Raw genomic sequence first — 21,587 nt, 5'->3', positions numbered from 1 at the left:
CGATGACCTCGATGTCGGGAACCGAACTCCCGCCGGTGGCCGTGGTGGGGATGGCGGTGCTGCTGCCCGGTGCCCCGGACCTGGCGAGCTACTGGCGGAACCTGGTCGGCGGGGTGGACGCGATCACCGAGGTGCCCGCGGGGCGCTGGGACGCGGGCTACTACGACCCGCGGGCCGCCTCCGGACCGGGCGTGCCGGACCGGCTCTACTGCCGGCGCGGCGGCTTCGTGGACGGGCTGGCCCAGGTGCAGCCGACCCGGTTCGGCATCATGCCGAACTCGCTCCCCGGTACCGAGCCCGACCAGCTGATCGCGCTCCAGGTCGCGTCCGCCGCCATCGCGGACGCGGGCGGCCCGCACCGGCTGCCGAGCCGGGAGCGGATCGGAGTGGTACTGGGCCGGGGCGGCTATCTGACGCCCGGCCTGGTCAGACTCGACCAACGGGTGCGCGGCGCACACCAGTTGGCGCACACCATCGGCGAGCTACTGCCAGAGCTGACGGAGAGTCAACTCCGCCGAGTGCGGACCGCGTTCGCCGAACGGCTGGGCCCGGACCGGCCGGAGTCGGCGATCGGCCTGGTGCCCAACCTGGCCGCCTCCCGGCTGGCCAACCGGCTCGACCTGCGCGGCCCCGCGTACACCGTGGACGCCGCCTGCGCGTCCTCGCTGGTCGCGGTGGACCAGGCGGTCGGCGAGCTGGCGACCGGGCGCTGCGACGCGGTGCTGGCGGGCGGCGTGCACCACTGTCACGACGTCACGTTGTGGAGCGTGTTCGCGCAGCTGCGGGCGCTCTCGCCGAGCCAGCGGATCCGCCCGTTCCATCGGGGCGCCGACGGCCTGCTGATCGGCGAGGGCACCGGCGTGGTGCTGCTCAAGCGGCTCGCCGACGCCGAGCGGGCCGGCGACCGGGTGTACGCGGTGATCCGCGGCACCGGCGTGGCCAGCGACGGGCGGACGGCGGGTCCGGCCACCCCCGACCCGGACGGCCAGAGCCGGGCGGTGCGGGCGGCCTGGCGGGCGGCCGGGCTCGACCCGACGGCGCGCGGCGCGCTCGGCCTGCTGGAGGCGCACGGCACCGCCACCCCGGCCGGGGACGCGGCCGAACTGGCCACGCTGGCCGAGGTGTTCGGCCCGGAGACGGCCGGAGAGGAACGGGCGGTGCTCGGCTCGGTGAAGTCGATGATCGGCCACACCATGCCGGCCGCCGGCGTCGCCGGTCTGGTCAAGGCGGCGCTGGCGGTGCACCACGGGGTGCTGCTGCCCACGCTGCACTGCGACGACCCGCACCCGGCGCTGGCCGGCACCCGGTTCCGCACCGTCGGCACCGCGCGACCCTGGGAGACTCGCGACGGCGAACCGCGCCGGGCCGGGGTGAACGCCTTCGGTTTCGGCGGCATCAACGCCCATGTGGTGCTGGAGCAGGCGCCCACCGGCAGCGGCCCCTCCCCCGCGCCGCCGACCGCGACGGCCCTGGCGGCCGAGCCCGAGCGGGTGCTGCGGCTGGCCGCCGACACCCCCGGTCGGCTGGCCGAGCTGCTGGCGGCCGACGACGGCGCGGTGCTGGCCGCCGGCCTGCCGGAGCACGGCGGGCCGGCTGCGCGCTGTCGGGTGGCGGTCGTCGATCCGACCGCCAAGCGGCTGGCGCTGGCCCGCCGCGCGGTCGGCCGCGGGCGGGCCTGGCGCGGGCGCGGCGACGTGTGGTTCGCGCCGGAGCCGCTGCTGGGCACCGGCGGCGGGCGGCTGGCGTTCCTCTTCCCGGGCCTGGAGGGCGAGTTCACTCCTCGGGTGGACGAGGTCGCGGACCACTTCGGCCTGCCGCGTCCCGGCCTCGCCGCCCGGGTGGGCGACATCGGGCGGCACGGCGTCGGCGTGGTCGCGGTCGGGCGGCTGCTCGACGCGGCGCTGCGCCGGCTCGGGCTGCGACCGGACGGCGTGGCCGGGCACAGCGTCGGCGAGTGGACCGCCATGATCACCGCCGGCCTGTACTCCGGCGCCACCGTGGACGCCTTCCTGGCCGCCTTCGACCCGGACGCGCTGCGCGTTCCCGGACTGGCCTTCGCCGCCCTGGGCGCCTCGGCGGACCAGGTGCTCGACGCGCTGGCGACGCTCGACGGTATGGCGGAGGTCGTGCTGTCCCACGACAACGCGCCGCAACAGTCCATCGTCTGCGGCCCCGAAGGGCCCGTCGCGGAACTGGTCCGCCGGTTCCGCGCGCGCGGCGTGCTGGGCCAGCTGCTGCCGTTCCAGTCGGGCTTCCACACCCCGATGTTGGGCCCCTACCTGGAGCCGATCCGGCAGGCCGCCGACCGATTCGAGCTGCACCCGCCGACCGTGCCCGTCTGGTCCGGGACGACCGCCGCACCGTTCCCGGCGACCAAGGCCGAGGTGCGCGCGCTCTTCGTGCGCCATCTGCTGGAGCCGGTTCGGTTCCGGCCACTGGTCGAGGCCCTGTACGCGGCCGGGTTCCGGGCGTTCGTCCAGGTGGGCACCGGGCAGCTGAGCTCGCTGGTGGGCGACACGCTGCACGACCGGGAGCACCTGGCAGTCGCGGCCAACTCCCCGCACCGCGACGGGCTGGCCCAACTCCGGCGGGTCGCCGCGGCGCTGTGGGCGGACGGCGCCGAGCCGGACGGCGGCGCGCTGCTGCCCGCGAGGCCGCGGCAGCCCCCGGAGGAACGTTCGCACCGGGCCGTGCCGTTGGACCTCGGCTCGCCGCTGGTCTCGCTGGATCCCGCCACGCTCGCCACGCTCCGACCCGAACTCGGCACCCGGCAGGCCTCGTCGGGTTCGCTCCCCGCCACCCCGCTGGCCGCGCTGGCCGATCGCTTCCCGATGGCGGCCGAGCTCGACGCGCTGCTGCGCGACACCGAGCGCACGGCGGTCGAACTGATCGGCACGGGTGAGCGGTTCGGCCCGTCCACGACCCGGCTGCGGATCTCCCTCGACACCATGCCGTACCTGCTCGACCACTGCTTCTTCCGGCAGCCGCCCAACTGGCCCGATCCGGTGGATCGTTGGCCCGTCGTCCCGGCCACCACGATCATCCGGCACCTGATGGACGCCGCCGAGCGCACCGCGCCCGGGCGGGTGGCCGGCGCTGTGCACGACCTGCGGTTCGAACAGTGGGTACCGGCCGCGACACCACTGGAGGTGGAGATCACCGGCAAGGAGGCGGCCCCCGGTCGTCTGGCCACCTCCTTCGGCGGATTCGCCTCGGGCGTGGTCGAGTTGACCGACCGCCACCCGGCACCCCCGGCGCCCTGGCCGGTGGACCCGGCGGGCGAGCACGCTCCCGGGCTGACCGCCGCCGAACTCTACGCGCAGCGCTGGATGTTCCACGGCCCGGCGTTCCAGGGCCTGACCGAACTGACCGCGCTCGGCGAGGCGCACGTCCGGGGCGTGATCACCGCACCGTCCGCCCCCGGCGCGCTGCTGGACAACGTCGGCCAGCTGCTCGGCTACTGGATCATGGCCACCCGGGCCGAGCGCAGCGTCGTCTTCCCCGTCGGCATCCGGCGCCTCCGCTTCCACGGACCGCAGCCCGGGCCCGGCACCGAACTGAACTGCCACATCCGCATCACCTCCCTCACCGACTCCCTCCTCGAAGCCGACATGCAGCTGCGCTCCGGAGACGTCGTCTGGGCGGAGGCGCACGGCTGGCAGGACCGCCGCTTCGACAGCCACCCCGACACCCGGCCGGTCGAACGCTTCGCCGACCGGAACACCCTGTCGGCACCGCAACCCGGCGGCTGGGTCCTGCTGCACGAGCGCTGGCCGGACCTCGCCTCCCGCGACCTGATCATGCGCAACCACCTGGGCGCCGCCGAGCGGGCCCGCTACGAGCGACAACCGCCGCGTGGGCGCCGGGCCTGGCTGCTGGGGCGGATCGCCGTGAAGGACGCGGTCCGGCGGTGGCTGTGGGCCCACGGCGAGGGCCCGGTCTTCCCCGCCGAGATCGAGGTGCGCAACGACCCGACCGGGCGCCCCCGGGTCTCCGGGCTGCACGGCCGGACCCTCCCGGAGCTGGACGTCACGCTCGCGCACCAGGCCGAGGCGGCGGTGGCCCTGGTCCGCCCGTCCGGCCCCGACCACGGACCGGGCGTCGGCATCGACCTCGCGGAGGTCATCGAACGTCCCGCCGAGACCCTGGCGGTGGCGCTGGGCCCGGACGAGCTGGAGCTGCTGGCGGCCTGCCGTGCGGCGCACGGTGGTTCGGAGCCACTCTGGTTCACCCGGTTCTGGGCGGCGAAGGAGGCGGCGGCCAAGGCCGAGGGCACCGGGCTCCGGGGCCGCCCGCACGACTTCGCGGTGATCGCCGCCGACCCGTCCAGCCTGCTGGTCGCGGTCCCCGGCCCCACCGGACCCCGCCGCCACCGGGTGCGCTGCCGCAGCGTCGGCAGCCCGCCCGACCTGCCGGAGCGCGACTACATCGTGGCCTGGACCACGGACACCACGGACCGCGCCGAGACCGACGACCGCGACGCCATGAGGTACGAAGGGACAGCTCCCAAGTGACCATCACCGAGCAGACCGTGGACCAGCACCCGCCCACCGAGCGGGAGGTCCTCAGCGAGATCGCCGGCATGCTGGCCGCGGTGCTCGACGAGTACGGCCTCGACGACACCGAGGTCACCATGGCGACCCGGTTCACCGAGGACCTCGAACTGGAGAGCATCGACCTGGTGACGTTGGCCGGCAGGCTCCAGGAGCGTTGGGGCGACCGGATCAACTTCGCCGAGTTCCTCGCGGGTATGGAGCTCGACGAGATCATCGGCCTGACGGTGGGCCGGCTGGTCGACCACGTGGTGGACCGGCTGCGCACCGCCGAGCGGAGCTGACCGTGGCCTTCCTGGACCTCGACGGCCTGCGCTGCCACGTGCAACGGCTCGACCCGCGCGACGGCGCCCCGCCCGCCGCCACCGCCGTCCTGCTGCACGGGCTGCTCACCGACAGCCTGGCCAGCTACTACTTCACCCTGGCCCCCACCCTCGCCGCCGCCGGGGTGGCGGTGGTGATGTACGACCAGCGCGGCCACGGCCGCACCGGACGGCCGCCGACCGGCTACCGGCTGGAACGGTTCGTCGACGACCTGGAGGGCCTGCTGGACCGGTTGGGGGTGGCCGCACCGGTGCACCTGCTGGGCAACTCCTTCGGCGGCACGGTGGCGTTCGGCCTCGCCGCCAGGCACCCGGAACGGGCCCTGAGCATCCTGGCGATCGAGTCCGAGCCGGCCACCCCGGCCTGGGCCGGCAAGCTGGACGGCATCCTGCGCCGGGCCGAGGCCGAGCTGGCCGAGGAGTCCACGCTGGCCTGGGTCGCCGCCCAGCGCGGCGCGCACACCGCCCGGCTCGCCCGCTCGGCCGGCCGGCTGCTGGCCGGCACCTCGCTGGCCCGGGACATCCCCACCAGCCGACTGCCCACCGAGGCCGAGCTGGGCGCGATCCACTGCCCGGTGCTGGCCGTGTACGGCACCGAGTCCGACCTGGCCGATCAGGCCGCCTGGCTGGACGGCCTGTTGCCCGACTGCCGGAGCGCCTTCGTACCGGGACAGGAACACTCCGTCCTGGTCGAGGCACCGGACACGGTCCGCGAGCTCACCCTCTCCTGGCTGCGGGAGCAGGGCGTCGAGCTGCGCGGTCCGGTCGCCGACCCGGCGCTCGTACCATGGCGGAGCGCCCGGTGACCCGTTTCCTCTTCGTCGTCCCGCCGCTGGTCGGCCATGTGAACCCGGCCGTGGGCGTGGCCGCCGAGCTGGCCGCCCGGGGACACGCGACGGCCTGGGCGGGGGTCCCCGAGGTGATCCGCCGACTGGCGGGTCCCGACGCCGAGGTCTTCCCGTGCGCCGTCGTGCGCGGAGCAGCACCGTACCGGCCGCCGGAGCTGCGCGGACCGGCGGCGTTGAAGTTCCTCTGGGAGGAGTTCCTGGTCCCGCTCGCCGAGGCGATGGCGCCCGGCGTGGTGGCGGCGGTGGCACGCTTCCGCCCCGACGTCCTGGTGGTGGACCAGCAGGCGGTCGCCGGCGCGCTGGTCGCCGAGCGCCTCGGCCTGCCCTGGGCCACCTCGGCGACCACCTCGGCGGAGTTCACCGGAGCGCTGGACGGCATGCCCCTGGTGGATGCCTGGGTCTCCGGACTGCTCGCCGACCTGCGCCGGCGCATCGGCGACCCGGCGGCGACGAACGACCCGCGTTTCTCACCACGGCTCGTCCTCGCCTTCAGCACCCCGGAGCTGACCGGACCGATCACCGTGCCGGCGGGCCCGATCCGCTTCGTCGGCCCGTCGATCACGGCTCGTCCGGCGGACCCGGCCTTCCCGTGGGCGTGGCTGGACCCGGACCGGGCGACCCTGCTGGTCACCCTGGGCACGGCCAACACCGACGCGGGAGCGGCGTTTCTGACGGTCTGCCAGAAAGCACTACGCGCCCGCGCCGGCCGGCTGCAGGCGGTGCTCGTCGACCCGGGCGGCGTGCTGGGCGAGCCCGTGCCCGATCCCGACATTCTGGTGCGGCCCGCCGTACCGCAGCTGCGGCTGCTGGCCCGCACCGCCGCCGTGGTCTGCCACGCCGGCCACAACACGGTCTGCGAGGCCCTGTGGCACGGCGTCCCGCTGGTGGTCGCCCCGATCCGCGACGACCAGCCGGTGGTGGCCCGCCAGGTGGCCGACGCCGGCGCGGGCGTCCGGGTCCGGTTCGGCCGCACCGACGCGGCCCGGCTCGGGCAGGCGGTGGACGCCGTGCTCGACGACCCCGGCTACCGGTCCGCCGCCCGGCGGATCGCCGCCTCCTTCCACGCGGCCGGCGGTGCGGCAGCCGCCGCCGGCCACCTCGAACAGCTGCGACCGACGGACAGGGGGAACCCGTGACCACCACACCAGAAGCGGCCGCATCCCGCACCGGGGCAGCGACCAGGTCCCGACGGGTCGCCGAACTGCGTCCCGGCTACCAGGCCGAACTCGCCGGCGGCACCGACCGGTTCTTCGCGCCGCGCCGCACCGACTGCCCGTGGTGCGGCTCGACGCGGCTGCGGGTACGGCTGCGGACCACGGACCTGCTGCAGCACAAGCCCGGGCGGTTCGTCCTGGACGAGTGCGCGGACTGCGGACACGTCTTCCAGAACCCCCAACTGAACGGCACCGGACTGGAGTTCTACTACCGCGACTTCTACGACGGCCTGGGCGAGCAACGGCTCGGCGGGACCTTCGGGACCCGCACCGGCGTCTACCGCAACCGCGCCCGGTCCGTGCTCCCGTTCGCCGGCGCGCCGGGCAGCTGGCTGGACGTCGGCACCGGACACGGCCACTTCTGCGAGACCGCCCGCGAGGTCTTTCCCGACACCACCTTCGACGGCCTGGATCTCAGCGAGGGTGTCGACCTGGCCGAGCGGCACGGCCGGGTGACCCGCGGCTTCCGCGGCCCGTTCCCCGAGCTCGCGTCCCAACTGGCCGGCCGGTACGACGTGGTGAGCATGTTCCACTACCTGGAGCACAGCACGGATCCCCGGCGGGAGCTGGTCGCCGCCGGCGAGGTGCTGCGCCCGGGCGGCCTGCTGCTGATCGAGGTCCCGGACCCCGAGTGCCGCTACGCCCGGCTGCTGGGCCGCTGGTGGCTGCCCTGGCTGCAACCCCAGCACCTCAACCTGGCACCGGTCGTCAACCTCCGCCGGCGGCTGGCCGACCTGGGCTTCACCGTACTGCTGGAACAGCACGCCGAACCGCACGACCCGGTCGACCTGTTGGCCGCCTGCTGGCTCCTGCTCGACGCCGTCACACCCCGCGAGGACGCCCCCTGGCTGGCCACCCGCCCTCCGGGGCGCCTCCGCCGCGCCCTGCGGACCACCCTCCTCGTCGCCGCCGCTCCCCTGCTCCTCCTCTCCGCCCTGGCCGACCGCCTGCTCGCCCCCTTCGCCGCCCGAACCGGGCTCGGCAACGCCTACCGCCTGCTCGCCCGTCGCGACTCCCCGTCCTGATCCGGCGCGCCGGTCGGCCAGTCGGTTCAGCTGGCGCCACAGGCACGTGCCCACGTGGCGCCCCGCGCTCCGCACCCGCGGCGGTACGTCCGGGTCGTGGCGGCCGACCACCAATAAGTCTACCTTTGATGTCGGCAAAAATTTACTTTTCAACCTCTATATCAACGCCTATAGGCGGGTTTGATCTACGAATCACAGGTATGCAAGGCTGTGTCCTGGCAGGTCGTGACCGGGTGATAACCCGTCGTGCCTGTCGCGTGCCGACGTCCTCGGGGGGCGACGGGCGTCGCACGCCACAGCCGGAGACCGCACCACGGGAGTTCGTGCGAGCCGTCCGGCCAGAGGCCCCGGTCGTCACCGGAAGGGCCTTCCAGCCAACTTGGGAAGCGTGGAGAACGATGGGCAGTCGTGCTGCCGACATGACGGTTTTGCGAAGCGAGATCGAGGACCTCTGGGAGCGGCGGGACGAGGTCGCGCTGCACTCCGCCGAGGCGGTGGCCGCGGTCGACGCGGCGATCGGCCTACTGGACACCGGCCGCGCGCGGGTGGCCGAACTCGTGGTCGGCGAGGTCGTGGTCCACGAGTGGCTGAAGAACGCGATCCTGCTGCTCTACAAGCAGGCCCAGCCGGAGAACTCGCGGTTCGGCCCGTTCGAGTGCGCCGACAAGATCCCGCTGAAGACCGGGATCGACACCTCCGGCGTCCAGGTCTCGCCGGGTGCGGTGATCCGGCGGGGCAGCTACCAGGAGCCGGGCGCCGTGGTGATGCCCAGCCACATCGGCATCGGCTCGTACGTCGGCGAGGGCACCCTGGTGGACTCCTGGGTCGGCATCGGCTCGTGCGCCCAGATCGGCCGGAACGTGCACCTGTCGGGCGGGGTCGGGCTCGGCGGCATGATCGAGCCGCCGATGGCCAAGCCGGTGGTGATCGAGGACGACGCCTTCATCGGCGCCCGCTCAATGATCTACAGCGGTGCGCGAGTTGGCGAGGGCGCGCTGCTCGGCGCCGGGGCGCTGCTGACCGACACCATTCCGGTCATCGACGCCGCCACCGGCGAGGAGCTCAGCCGCGGCGAGGTCCCACCGTGGACGGTCGCCGTCCCGGCCAACCGTCCGCGCGAGTTCGCCGGCGGCACCTTCGGCCTGCCCTGCCTGCTGGTGATCAAGTACCTGAAGAAGGGCGAGCGGCACGACAAGGCCAAGCTCAACGACGCGGTGCGCACCCAGCCGCCCGTGCTCTGACGCTCGCCACCGCCAGCGACAACTCCCCTCTCTCATCGACAAGTTCGAGGAATCCTCCGCATGTCTGCCACCGGTATCAACCCGGTTCTGAACCGTCACCCCGAGCTCGAGGACCTGCGGTCCCGGCTCACGGCCTTTCTGGACACCCACCTGCCCTCGCCGGTCCGCGAGAACGACAGCCGGCCCGACTGGCTGGCGCTGCGCGCCCGGGCCTCGGCGGCCGGGCTGACCGGTATCGATGTCGCGTCCCCCGAGGGGCGGGGGCCGGCCGGACGGGTGGCCCAGGGCATGGCCATGTTCCTCGCGGGCCAGCGGGACTGCGACGCGCGCGAGATCTTCAGCACCGGTCACGCCGCGATGCCGCTGCGCTACGGCTCGCCGGCGCTCTCCCGGCAGACCCACGATCAGGCAGTGGTGGCAGGGAAGTTGGTTGGTGTCGCGTCCAGCGAGCCGCACTCGGGCTCGGACCTGCGGGGCTTTCGCACCCTGCTGGTCGACCACGGCGACCACTTCGTCCTGTCGGGCACGAAGGGCCTGATCAGCCGGGTCGAGGAGGCCTACGGGTTTGTCGTGTTCTGCAAGCTCGTCGACCAGCGGGACGTCGGCGTGATCGACCTGCGCACCGTCCCGCTCTCCGCGGTGTGGGTGCCGATGGACACCAAGGGCGTGCTCACCGAGACCACCGACCCGCTGGGCATGCGGGGTTGGAGCTTCGGCCACCTGCACTTCGTCGACACCCGGCTGGACAAGGACTTCCTGCTCGGCGAGCCCGGCGACGGCCGCCTGATCTTCGACTCGCACTTCTCCGCCTGGCGTCTGATGATGTCGCTGGTCTGCCTCGGTGCCGCGGCGGCCGCGATCCAGGAGTCGATGGCCCGTACCAGCAGCCGGAGCGTGGGCCGGATGCCGCTGGCCGCGATCCCCTCGGTCGCAGCCCGGCTGGGCACCGCCGCGGCCGAGGTCGAGGCCGCCACCGCCTGGTGCTTCTCGCTGCTGGAGCGCATCGACCAGGGCGACATCGACGTCGCCGCCTGCTCGGCCGCCAAGGCGCTGGCCACCGACGCCGCCTACCGTGCCGTGGACCTCGCCCTCCAGCTGCACGGCAGCGAGGGTTACACCCGGCACACCCCGATGGAGAAGCGACTGCGCGACATCCGCGGGCTGCGGATCGCCGACGGCCCCAACGACACGCTCTACAGCGTCCTGGCTCACTCGCTGCTGACTGAGCATCAGCAGACCGAGGAAGCCCAGCTGCTGGCCCATCACTGAGACCGAGGCACCGAAACACCCATGCCCGCCACCACGACCACCCCGCCCTTCCGGACCGAGGTAGCGCAGATCCTCGACACCCTGGCGGCCCATCCCGAGCGGAACGTCCTCACGTACCAGGGGCGTTCGGTCACCGCTGGCGAACTGCGCGAGCTCACCCACCAGTTGGCGCGGGCCATGCGAGCCCAGGGCATCGACCGCGGCCAGACCGTCACCCTGCTGAGCGGCAACCTGCCGGAGGCCATCGCCGCCCGCTACGCCGCCAACCTGATCGGCTGCCGGGTCAACCAGCTCTACAACAAGCTGCCGGCCGAGACCCAGGCCATCATGGTCCGGGACGTCGAGACCCATGCGCTGATCGTCGACACCCGGCACGCCGACCGGGCCGCGGAGCTCACCGGTCAGGTCCCGGTCGCGACCGTCCTGGTCCTCGGCCCCACGCCGGTCGGCGGTCCCGCCACGGTCGGCACGGACCTGCTGGCGCTGGCCGCCGAACAGCCGGCCGATCCGTTCGCCTCGCGAGCCCGGCCGCAGGACGTGCGCACCATCCGCCACTCCGGCGGCACCACCGGCCACTCCAAGGGCATCTGCGTCGGCTACGGACAGGTCCGTCGCTTCGGCCCCGACCTGCCCCGTGAAGAGGAACCGCCGCGGCTGCTGGTGTGCACCACCATCGCCCACGCGGCCGGGCAGCTGACCGACAAGGTCCTGCGGGCCGGCGGCAGCGCGGTGCTGCTGGACGACTTCGAGCCGGCCGCCGTGCTCGGCACGATCGAGCGCGAACGCATCACCGACGTCTTCCTGATGCCACCGCTGCTGTACCAGCTGATGGACCACCCGCACGCGGACCGGACCGACACCAGCAGCCTGCGTCGCCTCACCTATGGCGGCTGCCAGGCGTCACCCGCCCGGCTCGCCGACGCGATCCGGCGCTTCGGACCAGTGCTGGTCCAGCTCTACGGGCAGCACGAGGCCGGCATCGTCAGCGTCCTCGACGCCGAGGACCACGATCCGAGCCGCCCGGAACGGTTGCGGTCCGTCGGCCGGATCGCGCCCGGGTACCAGGTGGCGATCCGCGACGAGTCCGGCCGGGAGCTGCCCGCCGGCGGCCACGGCGAGATCTGCGTGCGGTCCGACAGCCTGATGCTGGGCTACTGGAAGCAGCCCGAGCTGACCGCCGCGGTCCTCCGGGACGGCTGGCTGCACTCCGGTGACGTCGGGTACCTGGACGAGGAGGGCTACCTGTACGTCGTCGACCGGCTGAAGGACCTGATCAACACCGGCGGCGGGCACGTGTACACCTCCGAGCTGGAGGACCTGCTCAACTCCCACCCCGAGGTGCGGCAGAGCGCGGTCTTCGGCGTCCCGGACGAGAACCGGGTGGAGCGGGTACACGCCGTGGTCGTCCCGGCACCGGGCGGCCGGATCACCGCGGACGAGCTGCGCGCCCTGGTGCGCGAGCGGCGCGGGCCGGTCCACGAGCCGTCCCAGGTCAGCTTCCTCGACGCGCTGCCGCTGACCGACGCCGGCAAGCCCGACAAGAAACTGCTGCGACGGCAGGCCGAGCGGCTCCGGGAGGGTGCCGGAGCGTAACCGCCGGGTCCCGGTACCGGGGGGTACCGGGACCCGATCCACAGGCACGCGGCACCTGCGGCGATTTAGCATGAAGGCCGATGCTCTCTTGCTGCCCACCTCAGCGTCAGGGAGGCCGGTGTGGTGTTCGAGAATGCCGGATCCGGGCGGGCGAACGGCTCCCGCTACCTGCCGATCTCCGAGCACGGCCTGATCGGCGATCTTCGTACCGCCGCGCTCGTGGGCACCGACGGCACCATCGACTGGTACTGCTGCCCGCGCTTCGACGCACCCAGTGTGTTCGCGTCGATCCTCGACGCCGAGCGGGGCGGTTCGTTCGAACTGGCCGCCGAGGTTCCGACCCGCACCCGGCAGTTCTACTTCCCCGACACCAACGTGCTGATCACCCGGTTCTTCGCGGCCGACGGGGTGGCCGAGATCCAGGACTTCATGCCGATCATCGACGGGTCGCACGAGGAGGCCCGGCACCGGCTGATCCGGCGGGTGATCTGCGTCCGCGGCAGCCTCCCCTTCCGGGCCCGGGTGGCACCACGCTTCGGCTACGGGGCCGAGCCGCACTCGGTGTACCTCCGGGGCCGCGAGGCGATCTTCGAGTCCCGGTCGATGACGCTGGCCCTGACCGCGACGGCGCCGCTCGACTGCGACAACGTGGACGTCTGGTCGAGCTTCAAGCTCCTGGAGGGCGAGTCCGTGGTGTTCGCCCTCGACCAGATCACCGACGGCGTCTTCCCCCGGGCCTGCCCGCAGGCCGAGGCGGAGCGCGAGTTCGCGGCGACCGTCCGGTTCTGGCGCCGCTGGCTGGCCGACTCGCGCTACCACGGGCGCTGGCGCGAGATGGTGCACCGGTCCGCGCTGGTGCTGAAGCTGCTCACCTACATCCCGAGCGGCGCGATCGTCGCCGCGCCGACCACCAGCCTGCCCGAGCAGATCGGCGGCGAGCGCAACTGGGACTACCGGTACGTGTGGGTCCGCGACGCGGCCTTCTGCGTCTACGCCATGCTCCGGCTGGGCTTCACCTCGGAGGCCGAGGCGTTCATGGGCTTCCTCTCCGAGCGGGGCACGGGGAGCCCCGGTGCCACCGGCCCGCTGCAGATCATGTACGGCATCGACGGGCGCTGCGAGCTGCCCGAGCAGGAGCTGTCCCACCTGGAGGGCTACCTCGGGTCCGCCCCGGTCCGGGTCGGGAACGCCGCCACCGGCCAGCTCCAGCTGGACATCTACGGAGCGTTGATCGACTCCGTCTACCTGTACGACAAGTGGGGGCAGCCGATCAGCAGCGACCGGTGGGACGAGGTCAGTGCGGTGGTGGAGTGGCTCTGCGACCACTGGGACCAGCCCGACGAGGGCGTCTGGGAGACCCGCGGGGGCCGCCGGAACTTCGTGTACTCGCGGCTGATGTGCTGGGTGGCGATGGAACGGGCGATGCGGATGGCGACCCGGCGCGGCCTGCCGGCCGACCTCCCGCGCTGGCGGCAGAGCCGGGACGCGATCTACCGGCAGATCATGCGACGCGGCTGGTCGGCCGAGCGGCAGACGTTCGTGCAGAGTCTGGACGGCGACGTGCTGGACGCCTCGGTGCTGATGATGCCGATGGCCAAGTTCGTCTCGCCCACCGATCCCAAGTGGCTCACCACCCTGGACGCGCTCACCACGGACCTGGTCTCCGACTCCCTGGTCTACCGCTACGACCCGGCGTCCAGCCCGGACGGCCTCCGCGGCACCGAGGGCACCTTCTCGATCTGCTCCTTCTGGTACGTCGAGGCGCTCGCCCGGGCCGGACGCCTCGAGGAGGCCCGGCTGGCCTTCGAGAAGATGCTCACCTACGCCAACCACCTCGGCCTCTACGCCGAGGAGATCGGCCCGACCGGCGAACAACTGGGCAACTTCCCCCAGGCCTTCACCCACCTCTCGCTGATCAGCGCCGCGTTCAACCTCGACCGCGCGCTCGGCTGAGGCCTCCCAGGGCTCGGCCGGGCGTTGCGTGCCGCATCATGATCGGCCATCATTCCGCGGAGCGGACGATCGGCGGCACGCGTCCCGTCGCGGCAGCCGCGACGAGGGGAGAGCGCAGTGCCCGAGCAGCAGCCGCCCGCCGACTGGCAGCCCACGGCTTTCGAGGACCCGCCGCCGAACGTCGCCCGCGTCTACGACTACCTGCTGAACGGCAAGGACAACTACGCCTCCGACCGCGAGATCGGCCGGCGGATCGAGCAGACGCTGCCCGAGGTGCACCTCGGCGTGCGGGAGCAGCGGGCCGTGCTGCGGCGCGTGGTGCGCCACCTGGTCGGCGAGGCGGGGCTGCGGCAGCTGGTCGACATCGGCTCGGGCCTGCCCACCGCGGACAACGTGCACCAGATCGCGCACGCCATCGACCCGGCCACCCGGGTGGTCTACGTCGACAACGACCCGGTGGTACTGGCGCACGCCCGCGCGCTGCTCGCCGACAACCGGGAGACCGTGGTGGTCGCCGGCGACCTGCGGGAACCCGCCGCACTGCTCGCGGACCAGGGACTGCGTGACCACATCGACTTCGGCCAGCCGGTCGGGCTGCTGCTCTGCGGGATCCTGCACTACGTGCTGGACGAGGAGGAGCCGGCCCGGATCGTCCGCGAGCTGGTCGACGCGCTGCCGTCCGGCAGCCACGTCTTCGTCCACCACCTGCTGGCCGCCGGGGACGCCGACGCCGCGGCGGCGGAGGCCGTGCTGCGGCAGGGGGTCGGCCGGGCCCGGTTCCGCACCATGGGCCAGGTCGCCGCGTTCCTCGACGGCCTGGCGCTGGTCGACCCCGGTGTGGTCACCGTCTCCGAGTGGCGCCCCGACGCCGACACCCCGCCGCTGAGCGCCAGTCCCGTGCTGCGCCTGGCCGCGGTCGGCGTGGCGCGCAAGCCCTGACCGGCTGCCTCACGCCCCCCGACCACCGCCGGGGCCGCTACCATCGGGCCAGGTTCTTCGGGCAAGGGGCCCGATTCTGTTGGGGGTTGTCATGGTTGCTGGTCGTGTGGTGCGATTCGACAGTTCGCGGGGTTACGGCTTCATCGCGCCCGACCACGGTGGTGAGGACGTCTTTCTGCACGTGAACGACCTGCTGATCCCCGAGGTGCAGCTGCGCTCGGGACTGGCGGTCGAGTTCGAGGTCGAGGACGGCGATCGCGGGCTGAAGGCGTCCGCGGTCCGGCTGGCCAAGGGAGCGGACGGCAAACCGGCGGTGGCATCGTCCCGACACCCGGAGTCCCGCCATCTGGAGGGCGACGACGCGCTGTGCGACGTGCTCAGCGTGGCGGAGTTCACCCGGGAGGTCACCGAGCTCCTGCTGGCGGCGGCGCCGTCGCTGACCGGGGAGCAGATCCTGCGGATCCGGACCGGGCTGGTGCGGTTCGGCGCGGACCACGGCTGGACCGAGGGCTGACACCGGCCGTCCGGCACCGGCCGTTCTGCCGACCGTCCGGCACCGCCCGGCAGAACGGCCGCCCGGCTCACCAGCCGTTGCCGTACGGACGTCCTCCCGCACCACCAGGCGCACCGCGCGCAGCGCGCTCAGGTCACGGAGCGGGTCCCCGTCGACGACGAGCAGGTCGGCGCGGTGGCCGGGGGCGAGCCGGCCGGTGTCGGCGTCGATTCCGAGGGCGCGGGCGGCCTCGACGGTGGCCATGTCGATGACGCGGTCCCGGGAGAAGCCCAAATCTCCCCCGACTCCCATTGCCCGAAGGGAAGTTGGCCCCCACTCCAGCGGCCACCGCCTGACGGGCGGAACAGTGGCAGGCTCTGAACTCCCTCTGAGTCCACTCCTCCGGCGCCCCCGCCCCCGGCGCGTGGACCACCGTCTCGCGCCGACCGAGGGCTCCACCGCCGCGCCCCCGCATCCCGGCCGATCACAGGGCCGTCCGCCGACCCCGGCGCCCGGCCCCGACTCCCAGCACATCCCACCCGCTTCGACCCCGAAAATTCCGTGCTTCCGAGAACCCTCTGGATGCCACCAGCGTCGTTCCGGTGCGCGAGCCGTTGACCGGTGTTCACCAACTCGCTCTGCTTCAGCACGACAACCGGCACACCGCACCACATGCCATGAATTCCCGACAACTTGCCTGTGTGCTCCCACAGTTGACCTGGCCGACCGACCGTCGGACCGGATGACCAGCTGCGGATCGTTCCGCCGTGCAGCCTCGGAAGGTCTCCCCGACGCACCGTGCGTTGCCTTTCCGCTGCCCGCGACAGGTCGATGCGGTGGCCGAGCCGATCGCGCGGCAGGAATCGACCGCACAACAGCCGCAGACTGCCCGGCCCGGAGGCCGTCGACGCAGCCGCTCGACGACACCGCGCCCAACGCGAGCCGATCCGTCGTCACTTCCGCTGGGACTCCTCGGGGGCGGACCGTGGGCCGCCCCCGAGGCCCTTCGCGCCTCCACCGACGTTCCGGAACCCGCACACGCTCCACCGCGTCCCATCCGGACCCGGCGGCCGACGCCCGTCGGCCGGCCCGCGAAGGAGATGCCATGACCTCGCAGCGGTTCACCATCGACCCACCGCGCCGGCGCCGGCTGTCGCGGCTGCTCGCCCCCGTCGCCGTCCTGGGCTTCACGGGGGCGCTGGCGCTGGCCGCTTGCTCCTCCGGCCCCGCCCCGGCCGCCGCGGTGACGCTGACGGCACGACCGGGCGGAGCGGTGGTCCAGGTGACCGAACAGGACGCCGGCACCGCGGTCACCGTCCCGACCGGCGACACCGTCCAGGTCGTCCTGCACAGCACCTACTGGACGCCACCACGGAGTTCCGACCCCGCGCACCTGCGACCGCTCGGGACGCCCGGCACCACGTCCTCGGCCGGCACCGGCTGCCACCCCGGCACGGGCTGCGGCACGGTCACCGCCGACTTCCTCGCCCTCGTCCCCGGCACCTGCCGGCTCACCACCACCCGCGCCAGTTGCGGCGAGGCCCCGGCATGCATCCCCGAACCGACGAACCTCACGGTCACCATCGTCGTCGCCCCCTCCCGCTGAAGCCCATCCGCGCCGCCGGCCTCGCCGGCACCCGGGCCTGACGGAACGCCAACAGCCCGGCCCAGAGGGGCCCGGACGGAATCCGGTCCGCTCCTCACTCGCCGGACCTCCCGCTGCTACGGGCGGACACTGATCACGGCGAAGCGGCCGCCGTGCGGGTCGGCGAGGTGGGCCACCCGGCCGTAGGGGGTGTCCAGGATCGGACCGGTCTCCGCGGCGCCGAGCCGCCGGGCCTGGTCGACCGAGGCGTCGGTGTCGGCGACCGCGAAGAACACCTGCCAGTTGGGGCGGACGGCCGGGTCGGTCGCCGTGGCGAGCGCGGCGACGCTGCGGCCGTGGGTGCGCAGGACCACCCGGTCGTGTTCCCAGCGCACCTCCAGGTCCTTCGGGTCCCGGGTGTCCCAGGCGAACACCTCACCGTAGAAGAGGGCCGCCTCGAAGGCGTCCCGGGTGCGCAGCTCGATCCAGACCGGCGCGCCCGGCGAGCTCAGCCAGGAGTGCCCGTGGTCGCGCCCGCCCTCCCAGACGCCGAACGGCGCACCGGCCGGATCGGCCGCGATGGCCAGCCGGCCGGCGTCGAAGCCGAGTGGGCCGATGGCCATCGTGCCGCCACGGGCCCGGACCCGTTCGGCGACCTCGTCGGCGTCCTCGGTACCGAAGTAGGTGGTCCAGGCCACCGGGAGCTGCAGGCCGGTGGAGGTGCTCAGGCCGGCGACCGCGACGCCGTCCACCACCGCGCGGACGTACGGGCCCCAGCGGTCCGGCCCGCGTTCGAAGGACCAGCCGAGCAGCGGCCCGTAGAAGGCCTGGGCGCCTTCGAGGTCACCGGCCATCAGGCTCACCCAGCTGGGAACCGCCGGCACGCAGCGCACCGCCGCGCCGGCCGCCGGTGCTACCTCGGTCATCGCTGCGCCTCCTGTGCCTGCCCTGCCCCGGCCGTGCCCGTCGACTCGACCGTACCCGCACCGCGTCCGCACCGCACGGACCAGCGACGGAGGCGCCGCGGCGGCGGGGCCGGAGCGGGCTGGCGAGGCGGCGTCGCTACGGCCGGGTCATCCGCAGCACGTCCAGCGCCTCGTCCAGCTGGGCCTCGGTCAACAGGCCGCGCTCCACGTAGCCGCGGTCCAGGACCACCTGACGGATCGTCCGGCCGTCCGCGAGCGACTGCTTGGCGACCTTGGCGGCCTCCTCGTAGCCGATGTAGCGGTTGAGCGGGGTGACCACGGACGGCGAGGACTCGGCGTACTCCCGGGCCCGCTCGGCGTTGGCGGTGACGCCGCTCACCGTGCGGTCGGCCAGCAGCCGGGCGGCGTTGCCGAGCAACTGGACCGACTCCAGCAGGTTGCGGGCGATCACCGGCAGCATCACGTTGAGCTCGAAGTTGCCGCTCGCCCCGGCCATCGCCACCGTCGCGTCGTTGCCGACCACCTGGGCGGCGACCATCGCCACCACCTCGGGTATCACCGGGTTGACCTTGCCCGGCATGATCGAGGAGCCGGGTTGCAGGTCGGGCAGGTTGATCTCGCCCAGCCCGGTGCGCGGGCCGGAGGCCATCCAGCGCAGATCATTGACGATCTTGGTCAGCCCGACCGCGACGGTCCGCAGCTGACCGCTGAGCTCGACCAGCGCGTCCCGGGCGCCCTGGGCCTCGAAGTGGTTGCGGGCCTCGCGCAGCGGCAGGCCGGTGCTCCGGGCCAGCTCGGCGATCACCGCGGCCGAGAAGCCGGGCGGGGTGTTGATGCCGGTGCCGACCGCCGTGCCGCCCAGCGGCAGCTCGGCGACCCGGGGCAGGGTGGCCCGCAGCCGTTCCTCGCCGTAGCGGACCTGGGCCGCGTAGCCGCCGAACTCCTGGCCGAGGGTGACCGGCGTGGCGTCCATCAGGTGTGTCCGGCCGGCCTTGACCACCTGCGCGAACTCCGCCGACTTGGCCTCCAGCGCCGCCGCGAGATGCTCCAGGGCGGGCAACAGGTCCGCGGTGACCGCCGCGGTGGCCGCGATGTGGATCGAGGACGGAAACACGTCGTTGGACGACTGGCTGGCGTTGACCTGGTCGTTCGGATGGACCGGACGGCCCAGCCGCTCGCCGGCCAGGGTCGCGATCACCTCGTTGGCGTTCATGTTCGAGGACGTGCCGGATCCGGTCTGGAAGACGTCCAACGGGAAGTGGTCGTCCCAGCGGCCCTCGGCGACCTCCTCGGCGGCACCGACGACCGCCTCGGCGACCCGGCCGTCCAGGATCCCCAGCTCGGCGTTGACCTTGGCCGCCGCGGCCTTGATCCGGGCCAGCGCGGCGATGTGCGCCCGGCTCAGCCGCTGCCCGGAGACCGGGAAGTTCTCCACCGCGCGCTGCGTCTGCGCCTGCCACTTGGCCGTGGCGGGGACCCGCACCTCCCCCATCGAGTCGTGTTCCGTCCGGTACGCCTGCTCGTCGCCCATGGCACCACACCTCCCACCCAGCACAGCTCACCCGGCCCTCGCGGTATTTCCACCGGGCCGGGTGATCTCCGCGGCAGCGGGTTGACGGTGATCGGCGGACCGGGCGGAACGGTCGGAGCGCTCAGTGGATCTTGCGCGGCGCGCCGCGGTAGCTGCCGAAGGACCAGTGGTTGCCCTCGAGGTCGCGGGCGGTGAAGTCGCGCGAGCCGTAGTCGGTGTCGTGCGGCTCGCTGACGATCTCGGCACCGGCGGCCCGGGCCCGGGCGCACAGCGCGTCCGGCTGGTCGGTCACCGCGTACATCCCGGCGGTGCCCGGGGCGACCGGCCAGCCGTGTCCGGGGTCGCTCCCCCGGGCCGCGCCGAGCATGATGCCGCCTCCGGGCGGCCAGCTCAGCTCCGCGTGGACGACCACGCCGTCGTCCACGTACACGACGGTCTGTTCGAACCCGAACGCGTCCACCAGGAACCGGATCAGCGCCTGCGCGTCACGGGCCCGCACGGTCGGCCAGACCTGCGGCAGCGGCACGGCATCAGTGGGATCGGCCATCTCGACCGGACCTCCTCGGGTAGTCCTCGCCCCGGTCCGCCCGGGACCTCTCCAGCGTCCCGTACGGACCGGCCGCCACCCCGGACCTGCCCGACCTGCCGGACCCGGTGTCGCGGGCACGACCCCGGTCGGCGCCGGGGTTTCCCGGCGGCCGGCGGGGTAGGCGCGCTGTCGCGAACACCCGACCGACCGATTCGGAAGGAGTGGCCACCATGCCACGAGGGGCCAGCCCCAAGCGGGAACGCCAGTACGAGCACATCAAGGAGAGCCTGCTGGAACGCGGCACGAAGGAGGACCGGGCCGAGGAGATCGCCGCCCGCACGGTCAACAAGGAACGCGCCCGGCACGGCGAGTCCAGGACCGCCAGCCGCACCTCCGTGGACGACATCTCGTCCGGCCGGCGCGGTGGCCTGCGTTCGCACCAGGGCGCGCAGGGGCCCACGTACGACCAGCTGTACAACGAGGCACGGCAGCGCAACATCAAGGGCCGCTCGAAGATGAACAAGAGGCAGCTCGCCGGCGCACTCGGCAGGTAGCGGGAGGAGCAGCACCACAGCCACGTTCCGGTCCCGATCGGGCCGATCCCGCCGGCCGGCCCGATTCCGGAGCCACCGCGCCCCCGGCCAGGGAGCGAGCGGGCTCCTCAGTGGCCGGGACGGTGGATCAGCCGGTGCCGCGGTCGTGGCTCGCGTCCGACGGGGGGACCGCCTCGGGTCGCATCGGCAGCCACTTGGCGGCGCGCGTGGCGGCGGACCGATCCGGTGGCCAGCAGGTAGCCGAGGGCGAAGATCAGCGCGAGGGCGAGCCCGGCGAGGAAGATCGCGAAGCTGCTCATGGTGGCGAGGTGGTTCCCGAACAGCGTGACGCTGTAGTCGGGGCCGGCGTTGAGGTTCTCCGCGATGAGCAGGCCCGTGAAGGCGCCGGCCGCCGCGAGCAGAAGCAGTCCGAGCAGCAGCATCGCTTCTCTCCTTCCGGAACGGCTGTCACTCTGGCGTATTCCCGCGTACAGCCGTTCGATCCCTACGGCGGGGTAGCCGATCGGAGCCGGGTGGCATCGGAACCGCTCGTCCACCCGGCGGGTGCCGGGAGGACGACCTCTGCCGCTCCTCTCCGGTCCAGTCCGGCGGCTGCCCCCTCCGCAGTCCGCCGGCGCCTTTTCGGGACGACCGATCCGGGTGTCCGCCGCCGGATCCTGGGCAGACGCCGGGCGTACCCGAGAAGGAGCCCCAGGACGGAACGAGGAGGACACCATGAGCGGCGGGGACAAGGTCCGGAACGTGGCGGAACACGCCAAGGGCAAGATGAAGAAGAAGACCGGTGAGGCCATCGGCGATCCCGCCCTGGCCGCGGAGGGCAAGGCCGAGCAGATCAGCGGCAACGTGAAGCAGGCCGGCGAGAAGGTCAAGGACGCGTTCAAGCGGTGACGTCACCGCGGGGGGGGGGGGGGGGGGGGGGGGGGGGGGGGGGACGGGGCGGTGCGGGGCCGGGGTCCAAGGGGTTTAGGCACCCCCCCCCCCCGCAAAAAGATGGAAAGGAACAGACCCAAC

Annotated in this window: 18 protein-coding genes and 1 pseudogene; 14 read left to right on the top strand and 5 right to left on the bottom strand. The window is 73.4% G+C overall.

What is annotated here, in order from left to right:
- Nucleotides 1-2: 2 nt before the first annotated feature.
- From ACZ38L_RS19275 to ACZ38L_RS19225, 11 genes are all read left to right on the top strand, one after another.
- Nucleotides 3-4,514 (top strand): beta-ketoacyl synthase N-terminal-like domain-containing protein, encoded by a 4,512-nt coding sequence (locus ACZ38L_RS19275; RefSeq protein WP_465694721.1) that lies wholly within the window; start codon nt 3-5, stop codon nt 4,512-4,514.
- A 68-nt stretch (nt 4,515-4,582) separates the two neighbouring features.
- The gene (locus ACZ38L_RS19270; protein WP_465694717.1) at nt 4,583-4,837 is read left to right on the top strand and encodes an acyl carrier protein; all 255 of its coding nucleotides are present in this window, start codon (nt 4,583-4,585) and stop codon (nt 4,835-4,837) included.
- Nucleotides 4,838-4,839: 2 nt separating this feature from the next.
- Complete coding sequence (locus ACZ38L_RS19265) at nt 4,840-5,682, top strand: alpha/beta fold hydrolase (protein WP_465694505.1); 843 nt, start codon at nt 4,840-4,842, stop codon at nt 5,680-5,682.
- Entirely contained in the window at nt 5,679-6,860 is a 1,182-nt protein-coding gene (locus tag ACZ38L_RS19260) for a glycosyltransferase (RefSeq protein ID WP_465694502.1), read from the top strand. Before ACZ38L_RS19265 ends, ACZ38L_RS19260 begins: the two co-directional genes overlap by 4 nt.
- On the top strand, nt 6,857-7,963 hold the full coding sequence (locus tag ACZ38L_RS19255) for a class I SAM-dependent methyltransferase (RefSeq protein ID WP_465694500.1): 1,107 nt from the start codon (nt 6,857-6,859) through the stop codon (nt 7,961-7,963). Before ACZ38L_RS19260 ends, ACZ38L_RS19255 begins: the two co-directional genes overlap by 4 nt.
- 419 nt (nt 7,964-8,382) lie before the next feature.
- Nucleotides 8,383-9,204: a 2,3,4,5-tetrahydropyridine-2,6-dicarboxylate N-succinyltransferase gene (locus ACZ38L_RS19250; protein ID WP_465694498.1), complete on the top strand. Its 822-nt coding sequence runs from the start codon at nt 8,383-8,385 to the stop codon at nt 9,202-9,204.
- Between the two features lie 60 nt (nt 9,205-9,264).
- Nucleotides 9,265-10,473: an acyl-CoA dehydrogenase family protein gene (locus tag ACZ38L_RS19245; protein WP_465694494.1), complete on the top strand. Its 1,209-nt coding sequence runs from the start codon at nt 9,265-9,267 to the stop codon at nt 10,471-10,473.
- Between the two features lie 21 nt (nt 10,474-10,494).
- A complete protein-coding gene (locus ACZ38L_RS19240) occupies nt 10,495-12,066 on the top strand; it encodes an AMP-binding protein (protein WP_465694490.1) in 1,572 nt (523 codons plus the stop codon).
- Between the two features lie 120 nt (nt 12,067-12,186).
- Complete coding sequence (locus ACZ38L_RS19235) at nt 12,187-14,019, top strand: glycoside hydrolase family 15 protein (RefSeq protein ID WP_465694486.1); 1,833 nt, start codon at nt 12,187-12,189, stop codon at nt 14,017-14,019.
- A gap of 117 nt (nt 14,020-14,136) precedes the next feature.
- A complete protein-coding gene (locus tag ACZ38L_RS19230; RefSeq protein WP_465694482.1) occupies nt 14,137-14,958 on the top strand; it encodes an SAM-dependent methyltransferase in 822 nt (273 codons plus the stop codon).
- Between the two features lie 91 nt (nt 14,959-15,049).
- Complete coding sequence (locus tag ACZ38L_RS19225; RefSeq protein WP_465694478.1) at nt 15,050-15,472, top strand: cold-shock protein; 423 nt, start codon at nt 15,050-15,052, stop codon at nt 15,470-15,472.
- A gap of 135 nt (nt 15,473-15,607) precedes the next feature.
- On the opposite strand, the pseudogene ACZ38L_RS19220 reads toward ACZ38L_RS19225, so the two are convergent.
- Nucleotides 15,608-15,763: pseudogene (locus ACZ38L_RS19220) on the bottom strand (amidohydrolase family protein); the annotation flags it as partial.
- A 793-nt stretch (nt 15,764-16,556) separates the two neighbouring features.
- Here ACZ38L_RS19220 and ACZ38L_RS19215 point away from each other — a divergent pair.
- The gene (locus ACZ38L_RS19215; protein ID WP_465694474.1) at nt 16,557-17,057 is read left to right on the top strand and encodes a hypothetical protein; all 501 of its coding nucleotides are present in this window, start codon (nt 16,557-16,559) and stop codon (nt 17,055-17,057) included.
- 116 nt (nt 17,058-17,173) lie between these two features.
- Here the strand turns inward: ACZ38L_RS19215 and ACZ38L_RS19210 are convergent, their stop codons facing one another.
- From ACZ38L_RS19210 to ACZ38L_RS19200, 3 genes are all read right to left on the bottom strand, one after another.
- Nucleotides 17,174-17,962, bottom strand: coding sequence for a VOC family protein (locus ACZ38L_RS19210; RefSeq protein ID WP_465694469.1), 789 nt, complete (start codon nt 17,960-17,962; stop codon nt 17,174-17,176).
- A gap of 136 nt (nt 17,963-18,098) precedes the next feature.
- Complete coding sequence (locus ACZ38L_RS19205; RefSeq protein WP_465694466.1) at nt 18,099-19,493, bottom strand: class II fumarate hydratase; 1,395 nt, start codon at nt 19,491-19,493, stop codon at nt 18,099-18,101.
- A gap of 121 nt (nt 19,494-19,614) precedes the next feature.
- On the bottom strand, nt 19,615-20,040 hold the full coding sequence (locus ACZ38L_RS19200) for a VOC family protein (RefSeq protein ID WP_465694463.1): 426 nt from the start codon (nt 20,038-20,040) through the stop codon (nt 19,615-19,617).
- Between the two features lie 212 nt (nt 20,041-20,252).
- Here ACZ38L_RS19200 and ACZ38L_RS19195 point away from each other — a divergent pair, with 212 nt between their 5' ends.
- Nucleotides 20,253-20,576, top strand: coding sequence for a plasmid stabilization protein (locus tag ACZ38L_RS19195; protein ID WP_465694459.1), 324 nt, complete (start codon nt 20,253-20,255; stop codon nt 20,574-20,576).
- 107 nt (nt 20,577-20,683) lie between these two features.
- Here the strand turns inward: ACZ38L_RS19195 and ACZ38L_RS19190 are convergent, their stop codons facing one another.
- Nucleotides 20,684-20,998: a hypothetical protein gene (locus ACZ38L_RS19190; protein ID WP_465694456.1), complete on the bottom strand. Its 315-nt coding sequence runs from the start codon at nt 20,996-20,998 to the stop codon at nt 20,684-20,686.
- Nucleotides 20,999-21,290: 292 nt separating this feature from the next.
- On the opposite strand from ACZ38L_RS19190, the gene ACZ38L_RS19185 reads away from it, so the two are divergent.
- The gene (locus tag ACZ38L_RS19185; RefSeq protein ID WP_465694452.1) at nt 21,291-21,464 is read left to right on the top strand and encodes a CsbD family protein; all 174 of its coding nucleotides are present in this window, start codon (nt 21,291-21,293) and stop codon (nt 21,462-21,464) included.
- Nucleotides 21,465-21,587: the final 123 nt, after the last annotated feature.

The organism is Kitasatospora sp. NPDC024654, assembly GCF_055559155.1.
This window is presented reverse-complemented; position numbering and strand designations above follow the sequence as displayed.

Excerpts from the sequence above, each read along its gene's own strand:
- ACZ38L_RS19275 (WP_465694721.1), top strand. The coding sequence starts at position 3 with ATGACCTCGATGTCGGGAACCGAACTCCCGCCGGTGGCCGTGGTGGGG.
- ACZ38L_RS19270 (WP_465694717.1), top strand. The coding sequence starts at position 4,583 with ATGCTGGCCGCGGTGCTCGACGAGTACGGCCTCGACGACACCGAGGTC.
- ACZ38L_RS19250 (WP_465694498.1), top strand. The coding sequence starts at position 8,383 with ATGACGGTTTTGCGAAGCGAGATCGAGGACCTCTGGGAGCGGCGGGAC.
- ACZ38L_RS19245 (WP_465694494.1), top strand. The coding sequence starts at position 9,265 with ATGTCTGCCACCGGTATCAACCCGGTTCTGAACCGTCACCCCGAGCTC.
- ACZ38L_RS19240 (WP_465694490.1), top strand. The coding sequence starts at position 10,495 with ATGCCCGCCACCACGACCACCCCGCCCTTCCGGACCGAGGTAGCGCAG.
- ACZ38L_RS19225 (WP_465694478.1), top strand. The coding sequence starts at position 15,050 with ATGGTTGCTGGTCGTGTGGTGCGATTCGACAGTTCGCGGGGTTACGGC.
- ACZ38L_RS19215 (WP_465694474.1), top strand. The coding sequence starts at position 16,557 with ATGACCTCGCAGCGGTTCACCATCGACCCACCGCGCCGGCGCCGGCTG.
- ACZ38L_RS19210 (WP_465694469.1), bottom strand. The coding sequence starts at position 17,962 with ATGACCGAGGTAGCACCGGCGGCCGGCGCGGCGGTGCGCTGCGTGCCG.
- ACZ38L_RS19205 (WP_465694466.1), bottom strand. The coding sequence starts at position 19,493 with ATGGGCGACGAGCAGGCGTACCGGACGGAACACGACTCGATGGGGGAG.
- ACZ38L_RS19200 (WP_465694463.1), bottom strand. The coding sequence starts at position 20,040 with ATGGCCGATCCCACTGATGCCGTGCCGCTGCCGCAGGTCTGGCCGACC.
- ACZ38L_RS19195 (WP_465694459.1), top strand. The coding sequence starts at position 20,253 with ATGCCACGAGGGGCCAGCCCCAAGCGGGAACGCCAGTACGAGCACATC.
- ACZ38L_RS19190 (WP_465694456.1), bottom strand. The coding sequence starts at position 20,998 with ATGCTGCTGCTCGGACTGCTTCTGCTCGCGGCGGCCGGCGCCTTCACG.
- ACZ38L_RS19185 (WP_465694452.1), top strand. The coding sequence starts at position 21,291 with ATGAGCGGCGGGGACAAGGTCCGGAACGTGGCGGAACACGCCAAGGGC.